This window comes from uncultured Bacteroides sp., from assembly GCF_910586915.1.
Classification (GTDB): Bacteria; Bacteroidota; Bacteroidia; order Bacteroidales; family Bacteroidaceae; genus Bacteroides.
Genome location: NZ_CAJULN010000001.1, coordinates 85241 through 102919, shown reverse-complemented (window position 1 = coordinate 102919; position 17679 = coordinate 85241). Strand labels below are relative to the sequence as shown.

11 protein-coding genes are annotated in these 17679 nt (G+C 48.8%); 3 read left to right on the top strand and 8 right to left on the bottom strand.

Annotated elements, in window-relative coordinates; translation table 11 throughout:
- Positions 1-114 precede the first annotated feature (114 nt).
- The 3 genes from QZ331_RS00415 to nadA form a co-directional block, all read right to left on the bottom strand.
- A complete protein-coding gene (locus QZ331_RS00415) occupies positions 115-1962 on the bottom strand; it encodes a RagB/SusD family nutrient uptake outer membrane protein (protein ID WP_294626983.1) in 1848 nt (615 codons plus the stop codon).
- 24 nt (positions 1963-1986) lie between these two features.
- Entirely contained in the window at positions 1987-5154 is a 3168-nt protein-coding gene (locus tag QZ331_RS00410; RefSeq protein WP_294626981.1) for a TonB-dependent receptor, read from the bottom strand.
- Between the two features lie 249 nt (positions 5155-5403).
- Positions 5404-6342: a quinolinate synthase NadA gene (gene nadA / locus QZ331_RS00405; RefSeq protein ID WP_294626979.1), complete on the bottom strand. Its 939-nt coding sequence runs from the start codon at positions 6340-6342 to the stop codon at positions 5404-5406.
- Positions 6343-6833: 491 nt separating this feature from the next.
- Between nadA and QZ331_RS00400 the strand changes: the two genes are divergently transcribed.
- Positions 6834-7361, top strand: a complete 528-nt coding sequence (locus QZ331_RS00400; RefSeq protein WP_294626976.1) for an RNA methyltransferase — start codon at positions 6834-6836, stop codon at positions 7359-7361.
- Between the two features lie 133 nt (positions 7362-7494).
- On the opposite strand, the gene QZ331_RS00395 is transcribed toward QZ331_RS00400, so the two are convergent.
- Complete coding sequence (locus tag QZ331_RS00395) at positions 7495-8073, bottom strand: DUF4294 domain-containing protein (RefSeq protein WP_294626974.1); 579 nt, start codon at positions 8071-8073, stop codon at positions 7495-7497.
- Positions 8074-8209: 136 nt separating this feature from the next.
- On the opposite strand from QZ331_RS00395, the gene QZ331_RS00390 reads away from it, so the two are divergent.
- Both QZ331_RS00390 and QZ331_RS00385 read left to right on the top strand, forming a co-directional pair.
- Positions 8210-10261 (top strand): helix-hairpin-helix domain-containing protein, encoded by a 2052-nt coding sequence (locus tag QZ331_RS00390; RefSeq protein ID WP_294626972.1) that lies wholly within the window; start codon positions 8210-8212, stop codon positions 10259-10261.
- Positions 10262-10455: 194 nt separating this feature from the next.
- Positions 10456-11229, top strand: coding sequence for a radical SAM protein (locus tag QZ331_RS00385; protein WP_294626970.1), 774 nt, complete (start codon positions 10456-10458; stop codon positions 11227-11229).
- Positions 11230-11434: 205 nt separating this feature from the next.
- Here the strand turns inward: QZ331_RS00385 and QZ331_RS00380 are convergent, their stop codons facing one another.
- From QZ331_RS00380 to QZ331_RS00365, 4 genes are all read right to left on the bottom strand, one after another.
- Positions 11435-11986, bottom strand: a complete 552-nt coding sequence (locus QZ331_RS00380; RefSeq protein ID WP_294626968.1) for an RNA polymerase sigma-70 factor — start codon at positions 11984-11986, stop codon at positions 11435-11437.
- A 106-nt stretch (positions 11987-12092) separates the two neighbouring features.
- On the bottom strand, positions 12093-14171 hold the full coding sequence (locus QZ331_RS00375) for a family 20 glycosylhydrolase (RefSeq protein WP_294626966.1): 2079 nt from the start codon (positions 14169-14171) through the stop codon (positions 12093-12095).
- A 27-nt stretch (positions 14172-14198) separates the two neighbouring features.
- On the bottom strand, positions 14199-15716 hold the full coding sequence (locus tag QZ331_RS00370) for an arylsulfatase (RefSeq protein WP_294626964.1): 1518 nt from the start codon (positions 15714-15716) through the stop codon (positions 14199-14201).
- A gap of 47 nt (positions 15717-15763) precedes the next feature.
- Complete coding sequence (locus QZ331_RS00365; RefSeq protein WP_294626962.1) at positions 15764-17677, bottom strand: RagB/SusD family nutrient uptake outer membrane protein; 1914 nt, start codon at positions 17675-17677, stop codon at positions 15764-15766.
- Positions 17678-17679: the final 2 nt, after the last annotated feature.

Below are 17679 nucleotides of genomic sequence, written 5' to 3'. Positions count from 1 at the left end.
AGCATCCATATCTCCTGCACGCAGCATATATATGCGCTGCAACCAGTTGAATATCAGACTGTAATTTACCCATTTGGCTGTTGGGGGGAAGATAGCGGACAATCATCGGGCGGGTTATTCCCAACCCGGGTTTTGTATCAGCCCGTAGCCTTTGTTGACCTCTTTGGAAGGGAAGGCACTGAGAGACCATTTGGGGTCGAACCCTCCTTTCCACCATACACGGCTGTATTTGGTCAGTTCGAACGGAACCAGTTTATACACACCCGTGTCTTTGTGCTTGTAGACGTGGAGTCCGTGGAGCTTCTGTTCAAACACGTTGTATTTCTTCCAACGAATCAGGTCGAAGAAACGCACCTCTTCATAGCCGAACTCGCAGGCACGCTCGCGCAGCAGGGCTTCGCGGAACTCCGCTTGTCCCATCCCTCTGCGAAGGCCGGGCATATGGACGCGGGCGCGTACTTTATCCACCGCGTCGTACGCCTTACTGTCGGGGGCACCGTTGTATTCGTTCAAGGCTTCGGCATAGCTCAGGTAAATCTCGGGCAGGCGAAGGAAAGGCCACTGGATGGGACGGTTGGACCATGCGCTGTTGCGGTCGAGCCCCCATTTGCGGCAAGCGAGTCCTGTGCCCAGGCTCAATTCGTGCATCGTTCCTGCCGCCCAGTCCTGTCCTTTCGGATAGTTTTCCTTATCGCCGGCATATTCTTCGCACAAACCTGCCTTACGCCCGTTGAAGTCGTCATCATCGAGTATGAAGGTTTCGTACAGGCGCGGGTCGCGGCCGATAAACGGATTGGCTGCATGAACGGGATTCTCCCAATCGAAATCCGTTCCGTCTGCCATCTGGAACATATTGAAGTATTCAAGCGTAGGGCAATAACCTCCCCAGCGGACGGAATTGCTCAATACCGAATTGTTTTTCTGTGCATAAATGTTTCTCCGCACCGAGATAAGCGTCTCCGTCGTTCCACGGTCAAAGTAACCGCTCGTGAACGCTTCGCGTACGCCATTCGTCCCATTCTCGCCGGCTTCTACCAATTTGTAATATCCATTGGCATTGAGAGCCGTGAAGAACGCTTCGCAAGCATCGATGGCGAGTTTCCAACGCTCTTTGCTATAGCCTCCGAACCATGTCATCAGTTGCGAAGAGGCCTCCCCCTGGCAGTAAGGAGCATCGCTGTTGAACAACGGACTGGCTACAAACAGCAGCACACGCGCCTTCAGCGCCATTGCGCCTGCCTTGCACATACGTCCGTCCCAGTTGCCCATCTCCTCCTCCGGAACTCTCCACGGAAACTCCGGGCAGTTGATGGCATCGTCCAGCAATCCGACAATATAATCGACCGTATTCTGTAGCGTCGAACGCCCCGGCAGGTTGGTATCCTCCGGGTCGATGGCATGGTCGACAATCGGCAGACCACCGTAATGACGCAACATATGGGCGTAATAAACGGCTACTATCATCTTGGCCTCCGCCTTCAGACGTTCTTTCTCAACCGCGTCCATGTCGGGCACGCGGTCTACATTTTCCACAAACAGCCAGGCGTGGCGGATGGCTTTCCACATTCCGCTTTCATTGTCGTTGAAACGGATTTTCGTAGCCATATAAGTCGCTCTCGGCGAGTCTTCGACCGATGCATTGTAGTTGCCACTGTAGTACACCTTCATTACACCCGAATAGCCCACGTTGTCGTAGTTCAAATCGGTCAGCCCCTCCAGCGTACCGAGCCACATCTGTGTCCAATAGCCGGAAGTCTCCATTCCATACGGAAGCGACTGATAACTTCTCCATAGAATGCGCCGTGCATATTCTGCCGAAGAGAAAATGGTGTCGATGGTTACATCCGAACTGGGCGGCTTCTGAAGGAATTTGTCACCGAACGCCAAATCCTCGCAAGAAACGATGGTCAGCAAAGACCCCGTCAAAAGGATGGTATATAATAGTTTTCTTAATGATTTCATGACTTTGATTAATTAAAAATTTGATTAGAAACCGACTTTCAATCCTACGTTCACCACTTTTATCAATGGATAGGCCGTGCCGCTCGGGTCGCTCTCCGGATCGGATACTTTAAAGCTGTCGAACGTCAGCAGGTTGTATCCCGACACAGAAATGCGGAGCGAACCGATATGCGCCTTCTGTAACCAGGATTTAGGGAACGAATATCCTAATTCGATGTTTTTCAACCGTACGTAAGAGGCATCTCTCAACCAAAGGTCGGAATCGCGGTAGTTGTGCGACTTACTCTTGAACGACAGTGCCGGCGCCTTTGCCGAATCTCCCTTCTCGGGCGTCCAGGCATCCTCAATCATGTATTTCATCACCGCCGAGTTGTTGCTCTCTCCGTATGGAACACGGTACATCGAACTCAGAAAACGCGAAGTCTTGAAAGCTCCCGACCACGTCATGCTGAAATCAAATCCTTTCCACGAAAGTCCCATATTCATACCTGCCGAATAGAGCGGGTATTTCGGATGGCCGATGTCGCGGACGTCTTTCTCGTCAATCCGCCCGTCGCCATTCAAGTCCTTGTACTTCACGTCGCCGGCAAGAGGAATGTAGCCCGAACCCTGGTCGGCAATACCGCCCTCCTTGCCTTTCAGACTTTCGTAATTGGCAGCCTCTTCTTCTGTGAAGTATCCGTCGAACACGTAGCCGAACTGCTGCCCCACCGGCTTGCCCTCGGTCTGCATCCATTCATACGGGTAACGGATTTCGTCAATGAACACAATCTTATTCTTGGCATACGAAAGGTTGGCGCCTACGTAGTAGCGCACGTCATTGATGCGGTCGTCCCACTTCAGGTTGATTTCGTATCCCTGATTGTCTACCTTACCGATGTTGGCAATGGGAAGGCTGACAGCCAAGTAGCCGGGAGATACCGTACGTGCACTCAGGATATTCTTCCGATGTTCGATAAAGTAGTCGAAGTTCAGGCTCAGACGGTCTTTCAGGAACTTGGCATCTATACCGTAGTTTTGCTTGGCGGAGGTTTCCCAGGTTACTTTCGGATTTCCTTTTTTGGATTCCGCCGCTCCCGCAATATTGGTAGGAGTATTGATACCGAAATTATAATTGCCCGAACTGATGAGGTATTTATCCGGCAAATAGAGGAAACGCGAATTATCACTCACGCGGTCGTTACCCACAATACCGTAAGAACCACGGAGTTTCAAATAAGTAACCACCTTCTTCAACGGCTGGAAGAATCTCTCTTCCGACACAATCCAACCGAGAGAGCCGGCAGGGAACAATCCGAAACGTTGCCCTTCGGCAAAGTTCTCCGAACCGTTGTAACCCACACTTACGTCCAGCAGGTATCGGGTCTTGTAGTCATACGTGGCACGTCCCACCAAGCCGACATAACTTCTCGGAATACCCACAAACTCACTGGGACCCGACGGATAATACGTCATCGACTGGTTGTACATCGCCAATGCCGACACATGGTGGTTGCCAAAGTCGCGTTTGTAATTCAACGCTGCCTCGAGATACCAGTTTCTCGACTGTCCGGTAGATTCCGTATAACCTAATTTCTGATAGTCCTGTGTCTTCCGGTAAATCAGCTCGCCGTCGTTGTCGTAAACCGCTTCGTACTTGTTGGCACGGCCTTCGCGACGCTTGGTAATGGTCACTCCACTATTATATGCACCCTTCACGTGGGCTTTCAGCCCTTTGGTCAGGCAGTCGAGCTTTTGTTCGAGTTTGAAGTCGAAGTTCAACGTGTTCTGTGTGCGGTTGTTGTATCCCTTACCATAATATACATTCAAACCGTCTGCATAGTTACCTACCGAGAACAGGTCTTGATCGGATACCACCCATTTGCCGTCAACCAATCCTGCTCCGGCAAACGGAACAGCCGTATAAACGTCGCGGAACAGAAACTTGAGGTCGGTATATGTACCATTATTATAATTAGGTTCCTGCTTGTCGTTCAGATACCCTCCCAAGTTGACTTGCATGGAGGTTGTCTTGGTGACAGCCACGTCCATGTTGATACGGTAGTTGTAGCGGTTGTACTTAAAGCCTTTGTCGTTTTCGTTCTCCTCGAAGGTCTTGAACAGACCGTTCTGCGTGAACACGCCCAACGAAGCAAAGTATTTCACCCTTTCGGAACCGCCCGATATATTGAAGTTATGCTGTGTCTGCATAGCGGAGTTCTTTATCAGCATATCCGTCCAATCGGTGCTCGGATAAACCAACGGGTCGCTGTTGGTACGGAACTTCTCTACGATTTCAGGCGAGAAAGCCAACTGGTCTTCAGATACACCGTCGTGCAACTGTGCGTTATTGTAAGCGGTGGCGTACTCGTAACTGTTGGCAAACTCAGGTACGCGCGACGGCATCTGCCATGCAAAAGTAGTAGAGAAATTCACTTTCGCTTTTCCCTGCGTACCGCGCTTGGTAGTCACCAGGATAACTCCGTTGGCACCACGCACACCAAACACTGCCGTAGCGGAAGCGTCTTTCAACACAGTGATGCTCTCCACCTCATTCGGGTCTAATTGGAAGAAAGAGCGTTCTACCCCATCAACCAGCATCAACGGTTGCGACAAAGCAGTGCTCAACGAACCGACACCACGCACATACAGCGTAGCATCATCGGCACCCGGCTGGCCGCTGGACTGTACACTGGCAAGACCGGTCACCTTACCGGTCAGCGCATTTGCCATGCTGGCAACGGGCGACTTCAACAGTTCTTCATTATTAATAGAAGAAAGAGCACCGGTGACGGTCACTTTCTTCTGCGAACCGTAAGCAATCACCTGTACCTCTTGAAGCTCCTGCACATTCTCACTAAGTCGGATGGTCAGATTCTTTTCTCCTTTGTAAACGATTTCCTTGTTCTGGTAGCCGATGTAAGATACCACGATAGTAGCTCCTACCGGAACTTTCAACTTAAAATTACCATCCACGTCGGTAATCACTCCCGTAGTGGTGCCCTTCACGGCAACGGTTGCTCCGATGACGGGGCCTAAGTTGTCGGTAACCGTACCCGAAACCTCTACGATTTTTTGTTGCTGAGCAGACTTATCGCTCATGGGAATAGACGTTCCCTCCAATGAAAAAGCTGCCTGTCCGACGGACAATGCAACAACTAATAGCCATATCCTACAAGGAATTTTCATAGAACAGACTCTCTTCTTTTTCATACGTTCTTAATTTTTATGGTTAATAAAGTATAGTGTGCATTTTATCGATAGTCAATAGACTTTTAATAAATGCAAAATTAAGAACTATATAAATCGAGAAGTGTAAAAATCTTCCTTTATAACCGCACAAATTGTATATGGACAAAATGTACACACAATAGAGAGTCAGTCTGTTAGCTAAAAAAGAAGGGTAATATGGCTTTCTGTCTGCCATACTACCCTTCTCGAAGAATATTCTTAGAAGAATCTCTACAATCCCAGCGCTTCCGAAATCTCCAACATCCGTTGGATGGGCTTCACAGCCTTTGCTGCGATGTCGGGGTCGACTGTAATTTCCGGTGATTCATTCTTTAAGCACTCGTAGAGTTTTTCGAGTGTGTTGAGCCGCATAAAACTGCATTCGTTGCATCCACACGTACTGTCGCTGGGGGGAGCGGGGATAAACGTTGTCTGCGGACACTGCTTCTGCATCTCGTGCAGGATACCCGATTCGGTGGCTACGATATAGGTATTTTCGGGATGGTTTACGGCATACTTCAACAATGCTGCCGTAGAGCCTACCACATCGGCAAGTTTCAGCACTGTGTTTTTGCATTCGGGATGTGCCAGCAGCAGTGCTTCGGGATGCTGTGCTTTGAGTGCTACGATTTTTTCGACCGAGAACTGTTCGTGCACATGGCAGGCTCCGTCCCAAAGGAGCATATTTCTGTTCGTGACCGAATTGATGTAATTGCCCAAGTTCCTATCTGGGCCAAAGATTATTTTCTCGTCTTTGGGAAATCTTTCCACAATTTGCCGGGCATTGGTGGAAGTCACCACTACGTCTGTCACTGCTTTCACGGCGGCGGTAGTGTTGACGTACGAAATGACGGTGTGTCCCGGATGCTCTTTGACGAATTGTGCAAACTTGTCGGCGGGACAACTGTCGGCCAGTGAACAGCCTGCCGCCATATCGGGAACCAGTATCTTCTTTTCCGGACAAAGTACTTTCGCCGTCTCACCCATGAAGTGGACGCCGCACATCACGATAATGTCTGCTTCCGTCTTTGCCGCCCACTGGGCCAAAGCCAAACTGTCGCCAACGTAATCGGCGATGTCTTGTATTTCACCCTTCTGGTAGTAGTGCCCCAGAATGACTGCATTCTTTTCTTTTTTCAGCTCGTTGATAGCCTTTATCAGTTTATTCATTATTATATTCCTTTCTTTCCTTCTTTTAAAAAAATCTTTTGTTAGTGATAATGGTCTGTTAATAATGTTGGCAAATAAATGCGATTTTTCTTGGCTGATAAGTTATTAGTCCATGCTTCTGTTTTATGAGTCGGTTATGAACTGAGATAGAGGTCAAGATTATCGTCCTACTTGCTTCATTATCAATGAAAGCATTGTCAACCGAGAGTTTGCTATTAACTCCTTGTTGATAAAATGCAAAGTTAAAAACTTTATGGATATAAACAGGCAGATAAGTGCTGAAAAATATGTTTATGTTTGTGTAGAAAGTTTAGGATTGTTTTTTTGGAATGTTCATAATGAAAGCCCTTTATACCTTCTTTTGAATCATGCAAGGATTATTTTTCAAAATCTTTGCCGATGGTTTTGACAGGTTTTCAACCGTTATCAACACCTCTGTTAACAGAAAACAATTACCTTTGCGCACAGCAACATTATAAAAGAAAAAACAGATGCGTAAACTGAAGATTACAGAGCTGAACCGTATCAGTGCCGAGGAATTCAAACAGGCGGAGAAACTTCCCCTGGTAGTAGTGTTGGACGATATTCGCAGTTTGCACAATATCGGTTCCGTGTTTCGCACGTCGGATGCGTTTCGCATAGAGTGTATCTATTTGTGTGGGATAACGGCTACCCCGCCGCATCCTGAAATGCATAAGACTGCTTTGGGAGCTGAGTTTTCGGTCGACTGGAAGTATGTTAATAACGCTGTTGATGCTGTTGATAACCTCCGGAAAGAGGGATACATCGTCTATTCGGTCGAACAGGCGGAGGGAAGCGTCATGCTCGATGAGCTTGTGCTGGATAAGCGCAGGAAGTATGCCATCGTGATGGGAAACGAAGTGAAAGGAGTACAGCAAGAGGTTATCGACCATTCGGACGGCTGCATAGAGATTCCCCAATATGGAACGAAACACTCTTTGAATGTGTCCGTGACTACGGGGATTGTGATTTGGGATTTGTTCAAGAAACTGCGCTGAGGGCACGGGTGGTATTGGTTGATAAGTGGTTTATAACCGGTTGATAGTTGAGTTAATTTACTTATAATCAGTGCGTGTGTGACTGTTCATAAATATCATGTCCGAAGCCTGATTGACAGGCTTGTCGGAGGAGTCAGATTTGGCCGCTTTCCACCATCAATACGATGCGTTCCGTCAGTCTGTCTTCTCCTTCGGGGTCGTATCCTTTTTTGAGGCTGGCGCCGAACAGTGCGGCAAACGTTTGGTAGAAACCGGCTTTGAAAGGTCCCATGAAAGCCTTCACCAGTTCGTAGCTGGTCTGATGGCTTTGGCGGTCTACCAGCTTTATTAATAGTTTCCCTTGTGCAAAGGTGAGTTTCTTCATTCGGGGTGTGTATTGTTCTTTCAGACCTTTCTCCACCCGTTTGATATGTTTCTGACGGGCTTTCTCGTTGGGAAGGGTTTGCAGGTACTCGTAGGTTTCGATTATGGCTCGGTTGATTTCTTGAGAGATGGGGTAGACTTTCTTCACATTACGCACCAGCCGGTAGTACTCCTGTCGCTCCTTTTCGCTTTTGAACTTCAACGGGCGGAAGATATACACAGTTTTCAACTGGACACACGGAATGGTATCTCCGTTGTAGATACACATCGGAACCAGATAGCCGTTGATGCGCTGCTTTTCCTGTGCTTGCGTGCGCAGTGCGCAGCAAATCATAGCAAACATCATCATTATTACTATGTTAAGTCTTCTTTTCACAACGCAAAAATAGGATTAAAATTTTATTATTTGCTCTTTTGGCGGAGATGTTAACCTATTTAAAGTATCTTTGCGGCCTTGCTTGTAGAAAAGAAAACACCTTTTATTGATGAAAATTACTCAATTCATACGGTTGATAAGTATTATAAACAGTCTGTTGATAATTCCTGCTTGTAGTGCTCAAAACCCTTCCAAAAGTCTTTTAGAAGATATTCTCGAGGATTTGTCTGTTAATAACGATATTGATAACTCGGTTAATACCTTGAATTGGGAAAACGAGTTGGAGGAACTTTCCAACCGTTTGCAAGAGCCTGTCAACTTGAATGCCGCCACCCGCGAACAGCTCGAACAGTTTCCTTTTCTGAGCGATATCCAGATTGAACACCTCTTGGCCTACATCCACATACACGGACAGATGCAAAGCGTCTATGAACTTCAGTTGGTGGAGCACATGGACCGGCAGACTATCGAATATCTGCTGCCTTTCGTTTGCGTGAAAGCTATTAACAATGAGCCTGCCTTCCGGTTGAAAACGATGTTGAAAAACATTGCAAAGTATAACACTAATGAAGTATTAACCCGCATAGACATACCACTTTACAAGCGAAAAGGTTATGAACATACCTATACAGGGCCTCCTGTTTATAACTCTGTGAAGTACAGTTTCCGGCACAGCGACCGGCTCTATGCTGGAGTCGTTGCCGAGAAAGATGCCGGAGAGCCGTTTGCCGCTTTACACAACCGTTGCGGATACGATTATTACTCCTTTTACCTGCTGTTGAAAAACTGGGGACGGCTCAAAGCATTGGCACTGGGCAACTATCGGCTTAGCTTCGGACAAGGATTGGTCGTCAGTACAGACTACCTGATGGGAAAAACCATTTATGCTTCCTCGTTCAACCATCGTAGCAACGGGATAAAGAAGCACTCCTCCACCGACGAATACAATTATTTCCGGGGAGTGGCGGCTACGGTTGCCTTAACAAAGTATTGCGATGTATCCGGCTTCTATTCGCACCGTTCACTGGACGGAGTGGTGACCGACGGAGAAATCACCTCCATCTATAAAACCGGTTTGCACCGCAGCCGCAACGAAGCAGATAAAAAGAACCTGTTCACCTTGCAGTTGACAGGCGGGAACATAACTTATCAACAACGCCGTATCCGGTTGGGAGTCACCGCTATTTACTATCTTTTCAACCGACCTTATCAACCGGAATTAACAGGCTATTCCAAATACAATCTTCATGGCAACCGCTTCTATAACGTAGGAGTAGATTATGGCTACCGTTGGCGCCGTTTCTCCTTTCAGGGCGAGACGGCGGTGGGAAAACGGGGATGGGCTTCCTTGAACCGCTTGCAATATTCACCGGTTCAAGACGTTCGGCTGCTGTTGATACACCGCTTCTATTCGTACGATTATTGGGCGATGTTCGCCCGCTCTTTCGGCGAAGGAAGCACGACTCAGAATGAACAGGGCTGTTACTTAGGTGTCGAAACCTCTCCGTTTGCCCATTGGAAATTCTCCGCTTCCTTCGATTTATTCACTTTCCCGTGGAAGAAATACCGAATCAGCCGCCTTTCCTCACACGGGGCGGACGGGATGGTTCAAGCCGTTTACACTCCCCACTCCCGTCTCTCCATGAATTTCAAGTACCGTTATAAACAAAAAGAGCGCGACCTCGCTGGAAGTAAACCGGCGCTGACGCTTCCGTTTTTTCATCACCAACTCCGCTACCGTCTGAACTATTCGGCCGGAGAAGTGTTCAGTAGTCGTACGACTTTGGATTATAATCATTTTCATTCTCAGGACAGAGCTGCTGACACAGGATATCAGGTTACACAACTGCTATCCTCCCGACTGCCGTGGGCCAGGCTGTTTGCTGACGTCCAGGGCAGTTACTTTTCTACCGACAGTTACGATGCGCGCGTGTATGCTTCCGAAAAAGGGTTGCTTTATACCTTCTCCACCCCGTCGTTTCAAGGCAACGGTTTCCGTTGCAGTATCCGTGTCAGATACGAGCCGAACAAGCACTGGCTGTTCATCGCCAAGTTCGGCGAGACCATCTACTTAGACCGTCACGAGATAGGTTCGGGCAATGATTTAATCCGCGGAAATAAAAAAGCAGATGTACAAATGCAACTGCGTATCAAGTTTTAATGAATATACTCGTCTCAATCCTTATTTGCATCTGTATGGAAGAAGCGTCTTGACTATTAGGAGTGGGTAGTGGGTGGCGACCGGAAAGAAACTCAAAAGAAGATGAATAAAATACTTTTTGAAGAAAAAGTAAACAAACTTCAAGTTTTGGGTTATCTTTGCTGTATTTTATGATTCAATGATAATAAAATAAGATGACTATCATTTTTCCTTCACCCATCTTTGGCCCTATCCATTCCCGCCGTTTGGGTGTTTCTTTGGGAATCAACTTATTGCCGGACGACGGTAAAGTATGTTCATTCGACTGCCTCTACTGCGAATGCGGCTTCAATGCCGACCGCCGTCCGAGCCGTCCCCTTCCCACCCGTGAGGAGGTCCGTGCCGCTCTCGAAGCACGGCTGAAAGATATGCAGGCAAACGGGCCCGCCCCCGATGTGCTCACCTTTGCCGGCAACGGTGAGCCGACGGCGCATCCGTGCTTCCCGCAAATCATAGAAGATACGCTCGCACTCCGCGACACCTATTTCCCGGCAGCGAAAGTAAGTGTATTGAGCAATTCGACGTTTATCGGCCGTCCTGCCGTATTCGACGCGCTGAACAAGGTAGACAACAACATCCTCAAGCTCGACACGGTAGACGAAGCATACATTCGCCTCTTAGATCGCCCCAACGGCAACTACTCCGTGAAGGAGGTTATTGAGAAAATGAAGCAATTCGAAGGCAACTGTATCATTCAGACCATGTTTCTGAAAGGAAGCCACCGGGGAACCGACGTGGACAACACTTCGGACCGATTCGTGCTCCCCTGGCTCGAAGCGGTGAAAGAGATAGCTCCCCGGCAGGTGATGATATACACCATCGACCGCGAAACGCCCGGCCGCGATTTGCAGAAAGCTACCCGCGAGGAGTTGGACCGTATTGCGGCTTTACTGCAACGGGAAGGCCTTCCCACGACGGTTTCTTATTAGCCGGTTATTCTATATGACTGCCCCGCTATCCGGACCCCTTTCATTCACTGCCGTTACTTCGTTCCACTATGGTGGTCTTTTCGTTCCACTGTAGTGGAACGAACGGAACATTACAGTTATCCTTGCGGAACACTATAGTGGAACGAAAAAAAGAAACGCTGCCGAAACAAATAAAGTAAGGAAGAAAAACAGATTGATGTAGCGTTCAATGGAACATGGCAACGAATAGCAGGAATAAGATTTTCCGGATGTCTTGCAATGCTTGGGTCAGGTGGTTTTCCACCGTGCGCTTGTTGATGTGCAATTCGTTGGCTATCTCCTCATTGCTCATCCCTTTTTTTCTGCTCATTTGGAAGATACGTTTTCTTTGTGGGGGCATTTTCTCGATGGCTATGGACAGTAGCATCTCCAATTCGTGCGCATCGATTTCTTCTTCTATCCCGTAAGACTGGGATTCGGTTTTCCCGGATGAGACATTGAGCTGGTATTTCTCGAATAGCAGCCGTCGTTCGAGATGGCGGTACACTGCATTCTTGGCAATGCGAAACAGATATCCCTCTTTGTTGGCCGACTGCCGGAACGCCGTTTGGTTGTTCCATAGAGAGAGAAAGATATCTTGCGAAAGATCCTCCGCTTCCTCGACGTTTTGCAATAGACTATTTATAAACCCCTTTATCCGTGGATAATATTGGATGAAAAATGTTTCAAAAGATTTTAGCTGTTCTTTGTCCGTTTCATATTTTTCATTGATAGCCATCACGTGAGTATTCGTTGTTGTTACGTTATTATATAATAAAGAGTAATTCACCACAGAATTCTCAGAATTCTGTGGTGAAAGTACCGTCCCCGGTTCATTCAGTTTACTATGGTTTTAGTGAGTCCAACCATTTTTTCACTTTCTGCGTCATGGGCAATTCATAGAGAAACCACCAGTCGCTGTTGTCCGTCAGTGCTGCCAGATGGTTGTGGTGGTTGTGGTCGGCTATGTATCCGGCGGCATTTTGCATGAATCGTGTCTGTGAGTACACGTTTTCCAGTTCCGACCGCATCCGGGTGAAGTCTTGGCATATGCTTTCAAGTTCGCCGAAAGCCTGTTTGCGCGCTTCGTCCGTAGCCGCCTTGTCGTATGCTTCGAGGCCCAGGATGACTTGTGCGGGATAATGGAAGAGATGATTCGTCTGCCGATATACTTCCAGCGTATATCTGTTTCTTCGTGAAGCGGCCAGGGCCTCTTTGATTCCGGTTTCAATGTTTTGATACCTCTCGTTTTCGGCCGCCGCTTCACGGATTTTCTCCGCATATTTCGTGCACCATTCGCCCGGCTTGCCGGCGTCGGGCAGTTCCAGCAGGGTAAATGTCTTTTTTACCCCCCAGGCCGGATTTCGCGAGCCCGATGTAATCAAGGCTTTGTCAAAGAAGAAAGCCGACTGTTCCAGCTCTTTTAAGAACTCCATATGCTTGCGCGATAAGGCAAACTCTCTCTGTCCGTGTGCCGTTATGAACGCTTCCACATTTCTGCCGTGATAGTTCCATCCGTATTCTCCCTGCGCTATATAGCCCCGCATGATTGTTTCCAGGTGTGGCGAACCGTCGTCCCATGCAGTGGCCAATATACCGCAAAGCCGGTTTTCCGCCACTAAGGTGCTGAAGTCTTTTATGTATTGCGCCCTCGAATTCTTTCTGGGCATGAAACAGGAATTGCCTGTGGCTGCGGCGGTTGCCGCCATCACTTGGAGCCCTGTCTTCTGATACCATTCCAACAGCAGGCGGTGTGCTGGTGTAGTGGGGTCTTCATACCGCCATCGCATATAGATGCAGTTTTTGGGAAACATCTCAATGGCTTTGTCTAATTTTTCGGTATTCCACCGTTTCCTGACCTCTTTGTCGGTGAGGTCGGAGTTGTTCACCACTTGCCACAGCCCTGCATATTTAATGGGCATATCGTCCCAAAAGATGGGTGTCTTGCCGTGTGCCACAGCAAAGTCGCACACCTTCTTCAACCATTCCATTTGCAATTCGAACGCACTCTTTCCTGTTGCCTTGCAGCGTTCGTCGATACCGATGGCGGTGATTTCGTCGCCCCCGATATGCAGGTATTTGCCGTCGGGCATGGCTTCGAGCGCGTCTTTGTACAAATCAAATTGCAGGTCGTACGTGCGGGGGTCCGACGGGCAGAACTCCCAGTCGCTTGCCGGATTCTCACGCAGTTCCCAGTGATGTTTCAGAATGTATCCTGCGTGGCCCAGTCCTTGCACTAAGGGAGTAATTTCGATGTTCCTCTCTTTGGCATACCGGCTGATTGCCCTCACCTCCTGCTTGCTCAGTGCATTGGGAGCGCCTATTTCCGGATGTCGGCTGAAACGTAATTTGTCGTCTATCTCCCATATGACGGCGTTTATCTTGTACCGTGCCAGTTTGTCTATCGTACGATAATAATATTCGGTTCGGTCGAGGTGATGTTTGTTGTCGAAGTGGACTGCACGGTAGTCAATCTGCGGATAATCCGTTATTTTCATTTGAGGGATTGTCAGATTGAAGTCGCGGCTGTCCTCCATCAGTTGTTCCAACGTCTGGCAGCCATAGAAGAGACCGGCTGCTGTCCGGGCCGAAATGACGACCTCTTTCTTTCCCACTTCCAACAGGTAGCCTTCTTCGGATTCGGGGGTTCCGTCGGTTGTCAGACGCAGCACAATTCCTTTTCCGGAGCTCTTGTGCCGGGGCAGGCAGTCGGTCAGCGTTCCAAGCACCGGCAGGGCGAAATCCCCTTCTGCGGTGATGAAGGAAAGCTCGCTTCCTTTCAGGCCGTTTTCGGAGATGATTTCTATCTTTTGGGGAAGTGGCAGGATTTGGAATCTGCTGTCCAGCGTCTTGGCTGAAACAAGATTCGCGGCAAGAAAGAATCCTGCGATTAAAACGAGTTTGGTGAGAGAACTTATTTTCATGATATGGATGTATTATAAGTTTTCGGTTTAGAACCTGAATTTCGGGTTTTCCGGCTCCGTATGAGCCTGTTTGATTAACTCTGCCAGTTTCATCACGATATCGGGATGTTGATGTGCAATGTCATTTTCTTCTTTGAGGTCTGTTTCCAGGTTGTAAAGTTTCATTTTGTCATTGCCTTTCCGGATGTTGTCGATGATTCCTTTCCATTTTCCCATACGGATGGCTTTTGAGCCTACCGACGGGTCCGGATACTCCCAATAGAGATATTCGTGTTGCTTTTGCTTCTTCCGCTCTCCTAAGAGGGTGGGCAGGAAACTGATTCCATCGGTCGGCGGGCACGGAATCTTTGCTATCTCCGCCAGCGTAGGCATCATATCCTGAAAGCCCGAGATGTGGTCCGTAGCGGTTCCCGGTTTGATTTTGCCCGGCCAGCAGACAATGGCAGGTACGCGTATCCCGCCTTCGTGCACGAAGTTCTTTCCCCATCCGTATTGAGATTTGAACGGGCCGCCACTGTTGAACCACGGTGAATCCGAACCGCCGTTGAATGTGGGGCCGTTGTCGGAAGTAAACATGATAAGGGTGTTGTCGTATATCCCCTCTGCTTTCAGCTTTTCAACCAACTTGCCTATTTGCTCGTCGAAATAGCTTATCATTGCCGCATACGTTGCGTGCGGATACCTGCAAGGCAGGTATCCGGCTGTTCCTGTGTAGGGTTTTTCGTCGCCGAACTTCTTCACGTAGTACTCTACCCAACGTTCGGGAGCCTGCAGGGAGACGTGCGGTAGCGGAGTAGTCCACATCAGAAAGAACGGTGCTTTCCTGTTCTCGTCGACAAACGTAATCAGTTCGTCGAAAATCAGGTCGTTGGCATACTCTTTCTGTGTAAACCGAGCGTAATTGCCTGCATCCCGGGGGTCGGCATCGGAAGTCAGCTTGCAGGAATGCGGGTCTATCACCGGGTTGTCGAGGTAGACTCTGTTTTCGTTCTTATAGAGGAAGGCGGGGTAGTAATTGTGCGCCTGGCGCTGGCAGTTATACCCGTAGAAGCTGTCGAAACCCTGTTTGTTGGGCGTTCCGTCCGACCCCGGATATCCCAGTCCCCATTTGCCGAAACATCCGGTTTTGTAGCCGGCGCTTTGCATCATGCGTCCTAAGGTCATGGTGTTGTGCTTGAGCGGGAACTGCCCTTCCAGATAAGGGTGCACGTACATCGAATCGCAATTGCTGACACTGCCCCGGGAGACCATCTCGTCGTTGGCACGTATCTGCGCGTGTCCGGAGTGCATACCCGTCATCAGTACACAGCGTGCGGGGGCAGACACCGGCGAACCGCTGTAATGCTGGGTGAAGTGCATCCCGTTTTGATACAGCAGGTCGATATTGGGCGTTTCGATTTTTTCCTGTCCGTAACATCCTATGTCGCCATAGCCCAAATCATCCATAATGATGTAGATGATGTTGGGGGGATTGTCCTTTTTCGCTTGTACATGGGTAGCCAGCGCGAATGTTGATAGTCCGATTAATAGATTTGTTGTTTTCATTGTTATATTATAAGCATTAAAAAATGAATGCGTCACCGGCGATGCGCTTAATCCCAACCGGGATTGTTGGGAGCCAGATTGGGATTGAGCAGGATTTCGTTGGTAGGTATTTGGTAAAGATAATATTTATCCAGCCAGCCCTTCCCCTCTACGATAGGGTTGTTGAACAGAAATACATACCCTTCGGTCATTGTGCCGGACGGGTCGGCCGTTCCTGTCTCCTCGTTCAAAAGTTTCATGTCGGCAGGCAGGTCGGCTTTCTTCATCCACAACCCTTTGGCAGTCTTGTTGATAAACCAGGGAGCCATCCGCCAACGCCGCACGTCGTAAAAACCGAAGCCCTCGCCCATCAACTCGACGATACGCTCTCTGCGGATTTCCCATAGCACAGGGTCCACCTTCACGCCTTCCGTATTTCCTTTCGGATAGTATTTTCCCCGTTCCGTATCGAAATTCCCGTCTATCTCATCTACTTGCATTTCGGCTACTCCTGCCCGTTTGCGCAGTTTGTTGATTGTCTGATTCGCTACAGTCTGGTCAAATTCGCCTTTTTCCCACATTGCTTCGGCATAGTTCAGCAATACTTCTTCTATCTTGAAAATGGGCTTGTCGGCGGTGTTCAGTGCCGGGTTGTTTTCCCAACTGTCGTAGTTCTTCCATACATAGTAGCCCGAACGGCAGGAAATGAACGAGCCTGTTCCTAAGCGGGGAATTTCGGGTACGATTGAGGCCGACCAGTTCTGTGCCGGCAGGCGTTTCATACCTACTCCGGGATTGCTGCAAGTGGTGTTAGCTCCCATGATGTCGATGTATTCCCGGTCGGCAAGGTTGCCCGTGTACGACCATGTCGGATACTCTCCTTTGCCCTCTTTGATTTTGTAGGGCGGGATGACCGTATGGTAGAGACGAGGGTCTCTGTTGCGGAAAGTCGAGTACATATCTCGGTCGCCTTCGTATTCGGAGTCGCCATTCGTGATGGGTTTTCCGTTTTTCATCAGATAGAGGTCGACCGTTGCCTGGTTCATCTCCACCCAATGCGCCGAGGTATGCTCGTAATAATTGAGTTGTGTGGCGTTAATATTGGGCGCATACTCTTTGTACAAGATGATTCCCGGAACTTTGCCGAGGTCTTCCGTTGTCCACATTTCGCCATATCCTGCTGCGGGTTGGCCGTCGGTGCCTTCGTACAGCGTAGGATAGTCGTCCATCAAGAGGGCGGAGACGCGGATGCATTCGTCGAGGTATGCGTCGTAGTCGCCCATCTCGTGATATTTGCGCCATGTGGCTTCGCGCAGGGCAAAGCGCGACAAGGCCGCTCTGATGCAGTCTTGGCTGATGGTGTTGGGGCCATCTTTGGCACTGAAATCCCCGATATGCTCTTCGGCCCACTTCAGCCGTTCGAGTACTTTGTCGGCCACTGTTTTTCTGGGCTCCCGCTTGCCTTGCAACTCTTCCGAGTTTTCATTCAATAGCTTGTCTACCCAGGGAACGTCTCCAAACCGGTCTATCAGCTCCATATACCAGTAGGAATGGAAAAAGTAGCCGACTGCCTTCCAATGGTCTTTCTCTTCGGGCGACATCGTTGAGTCGTCGATGTGCGACAGCATCAGGTTCGTACGGCGGATAAAGGCGGAGAAATCCCAACCATTGCCCAAAGCCACGCTGCCTACCGTCTGGAAGGCATATTTATTGAACCCGTTCACATTCTTGTTTTCGAGATATCCTGCATATACATCGCCCAGATAGTGAGACTCCTGGCCTCTGTGGCCTACCGAGGTACCGATAGTATTGTTGGTGAATATGTTGTAACAGGGCCACATGAAAGTTTTGAAGTTGTCGTACGACGTGAAAGCGTTTTGCTCCGTAAGGCTTGTCTTGGGGTATCTGTCGAGGAAACTGTCGTTGCATCCTGAAAAGATAAGCCCTGATAAAATAGCTGTGTATATAAATATATTTTTCATAA

Coding starts and splice junctions, on each gene's coding strand:
- QZ331_RS00380 (WP_294626968.1), bottom strand. CDS start 11,986: ATGGCTATCAATGAAAAATATGAAACGGACAAAGAACAGCTAAAATCT.
- QZ331_RS00395 (WP_294626974.1), bottom strand. CDS start 8,073: ATGATGATGTTTGCTATGATTTGCTGCGCACTGCGCACGCAAGCACAG.
- QZ331_RS00410 (WP_294626981.1), bottom strand. CDS start 5,154: ATGAAAAAGAAGAGAGTCTGTTCTATGAAAATTCCTTGTAGGATATGG.
- QZ331_RS00370 (WP_294626964.1), bottom strand. CDS start 15,716: ATGAAAACAACAAATCTATTAATCGGACTATCAACATTCGCGCTGGCT.
- QZ331_RS00365 (WP_294626962.1), bottom strand. CDS start 17,677: ATGAAAAATATATTTATATACACAGCTATTTTATCAGGGCTTATCTTT.
- QZ331_RS00390 (WP_294626972.1), top strand. CDS start 8,210: ATGAAAATTACTCAATTCATACGGTTGATAAGTATTATAAACAGTCTG.
- QZ331_RS00400 (WP_294626976.1), top strand. CDS start 6,834: ATGCGTAAACTGAAGATTACAGAGCTGAACCGTATCAGTGCCGAGGAA.
- nadA (WP_294626979.1), bottom strand. CDS start 6,342: ATGAATAAACTGATAAAGGCTATCAACGAGCTGAAAAAAGAAAAGAAT.
- QZ331_RS00375 (WP_294626966.1), bottom strand. CDS start 14,171: ATGAAAATAAGTTCTCTCACCAAACTCGTTTTAATCGCAGGATTCTTT.
- QZ331_RS00415 (WP_294626983.1), bottom strand. CDS start 1,962: ATGAAATCATTAAGAAAACTATTATATACCATCCTTTTGACGGGGTCT.
- QZ331_RS00385 (WP_294626970.1), top strand. CDS start 10,456: ATGACTATCATTTTTCCTTCACCCATCTTTGGCCCTATCCATTCCCGC.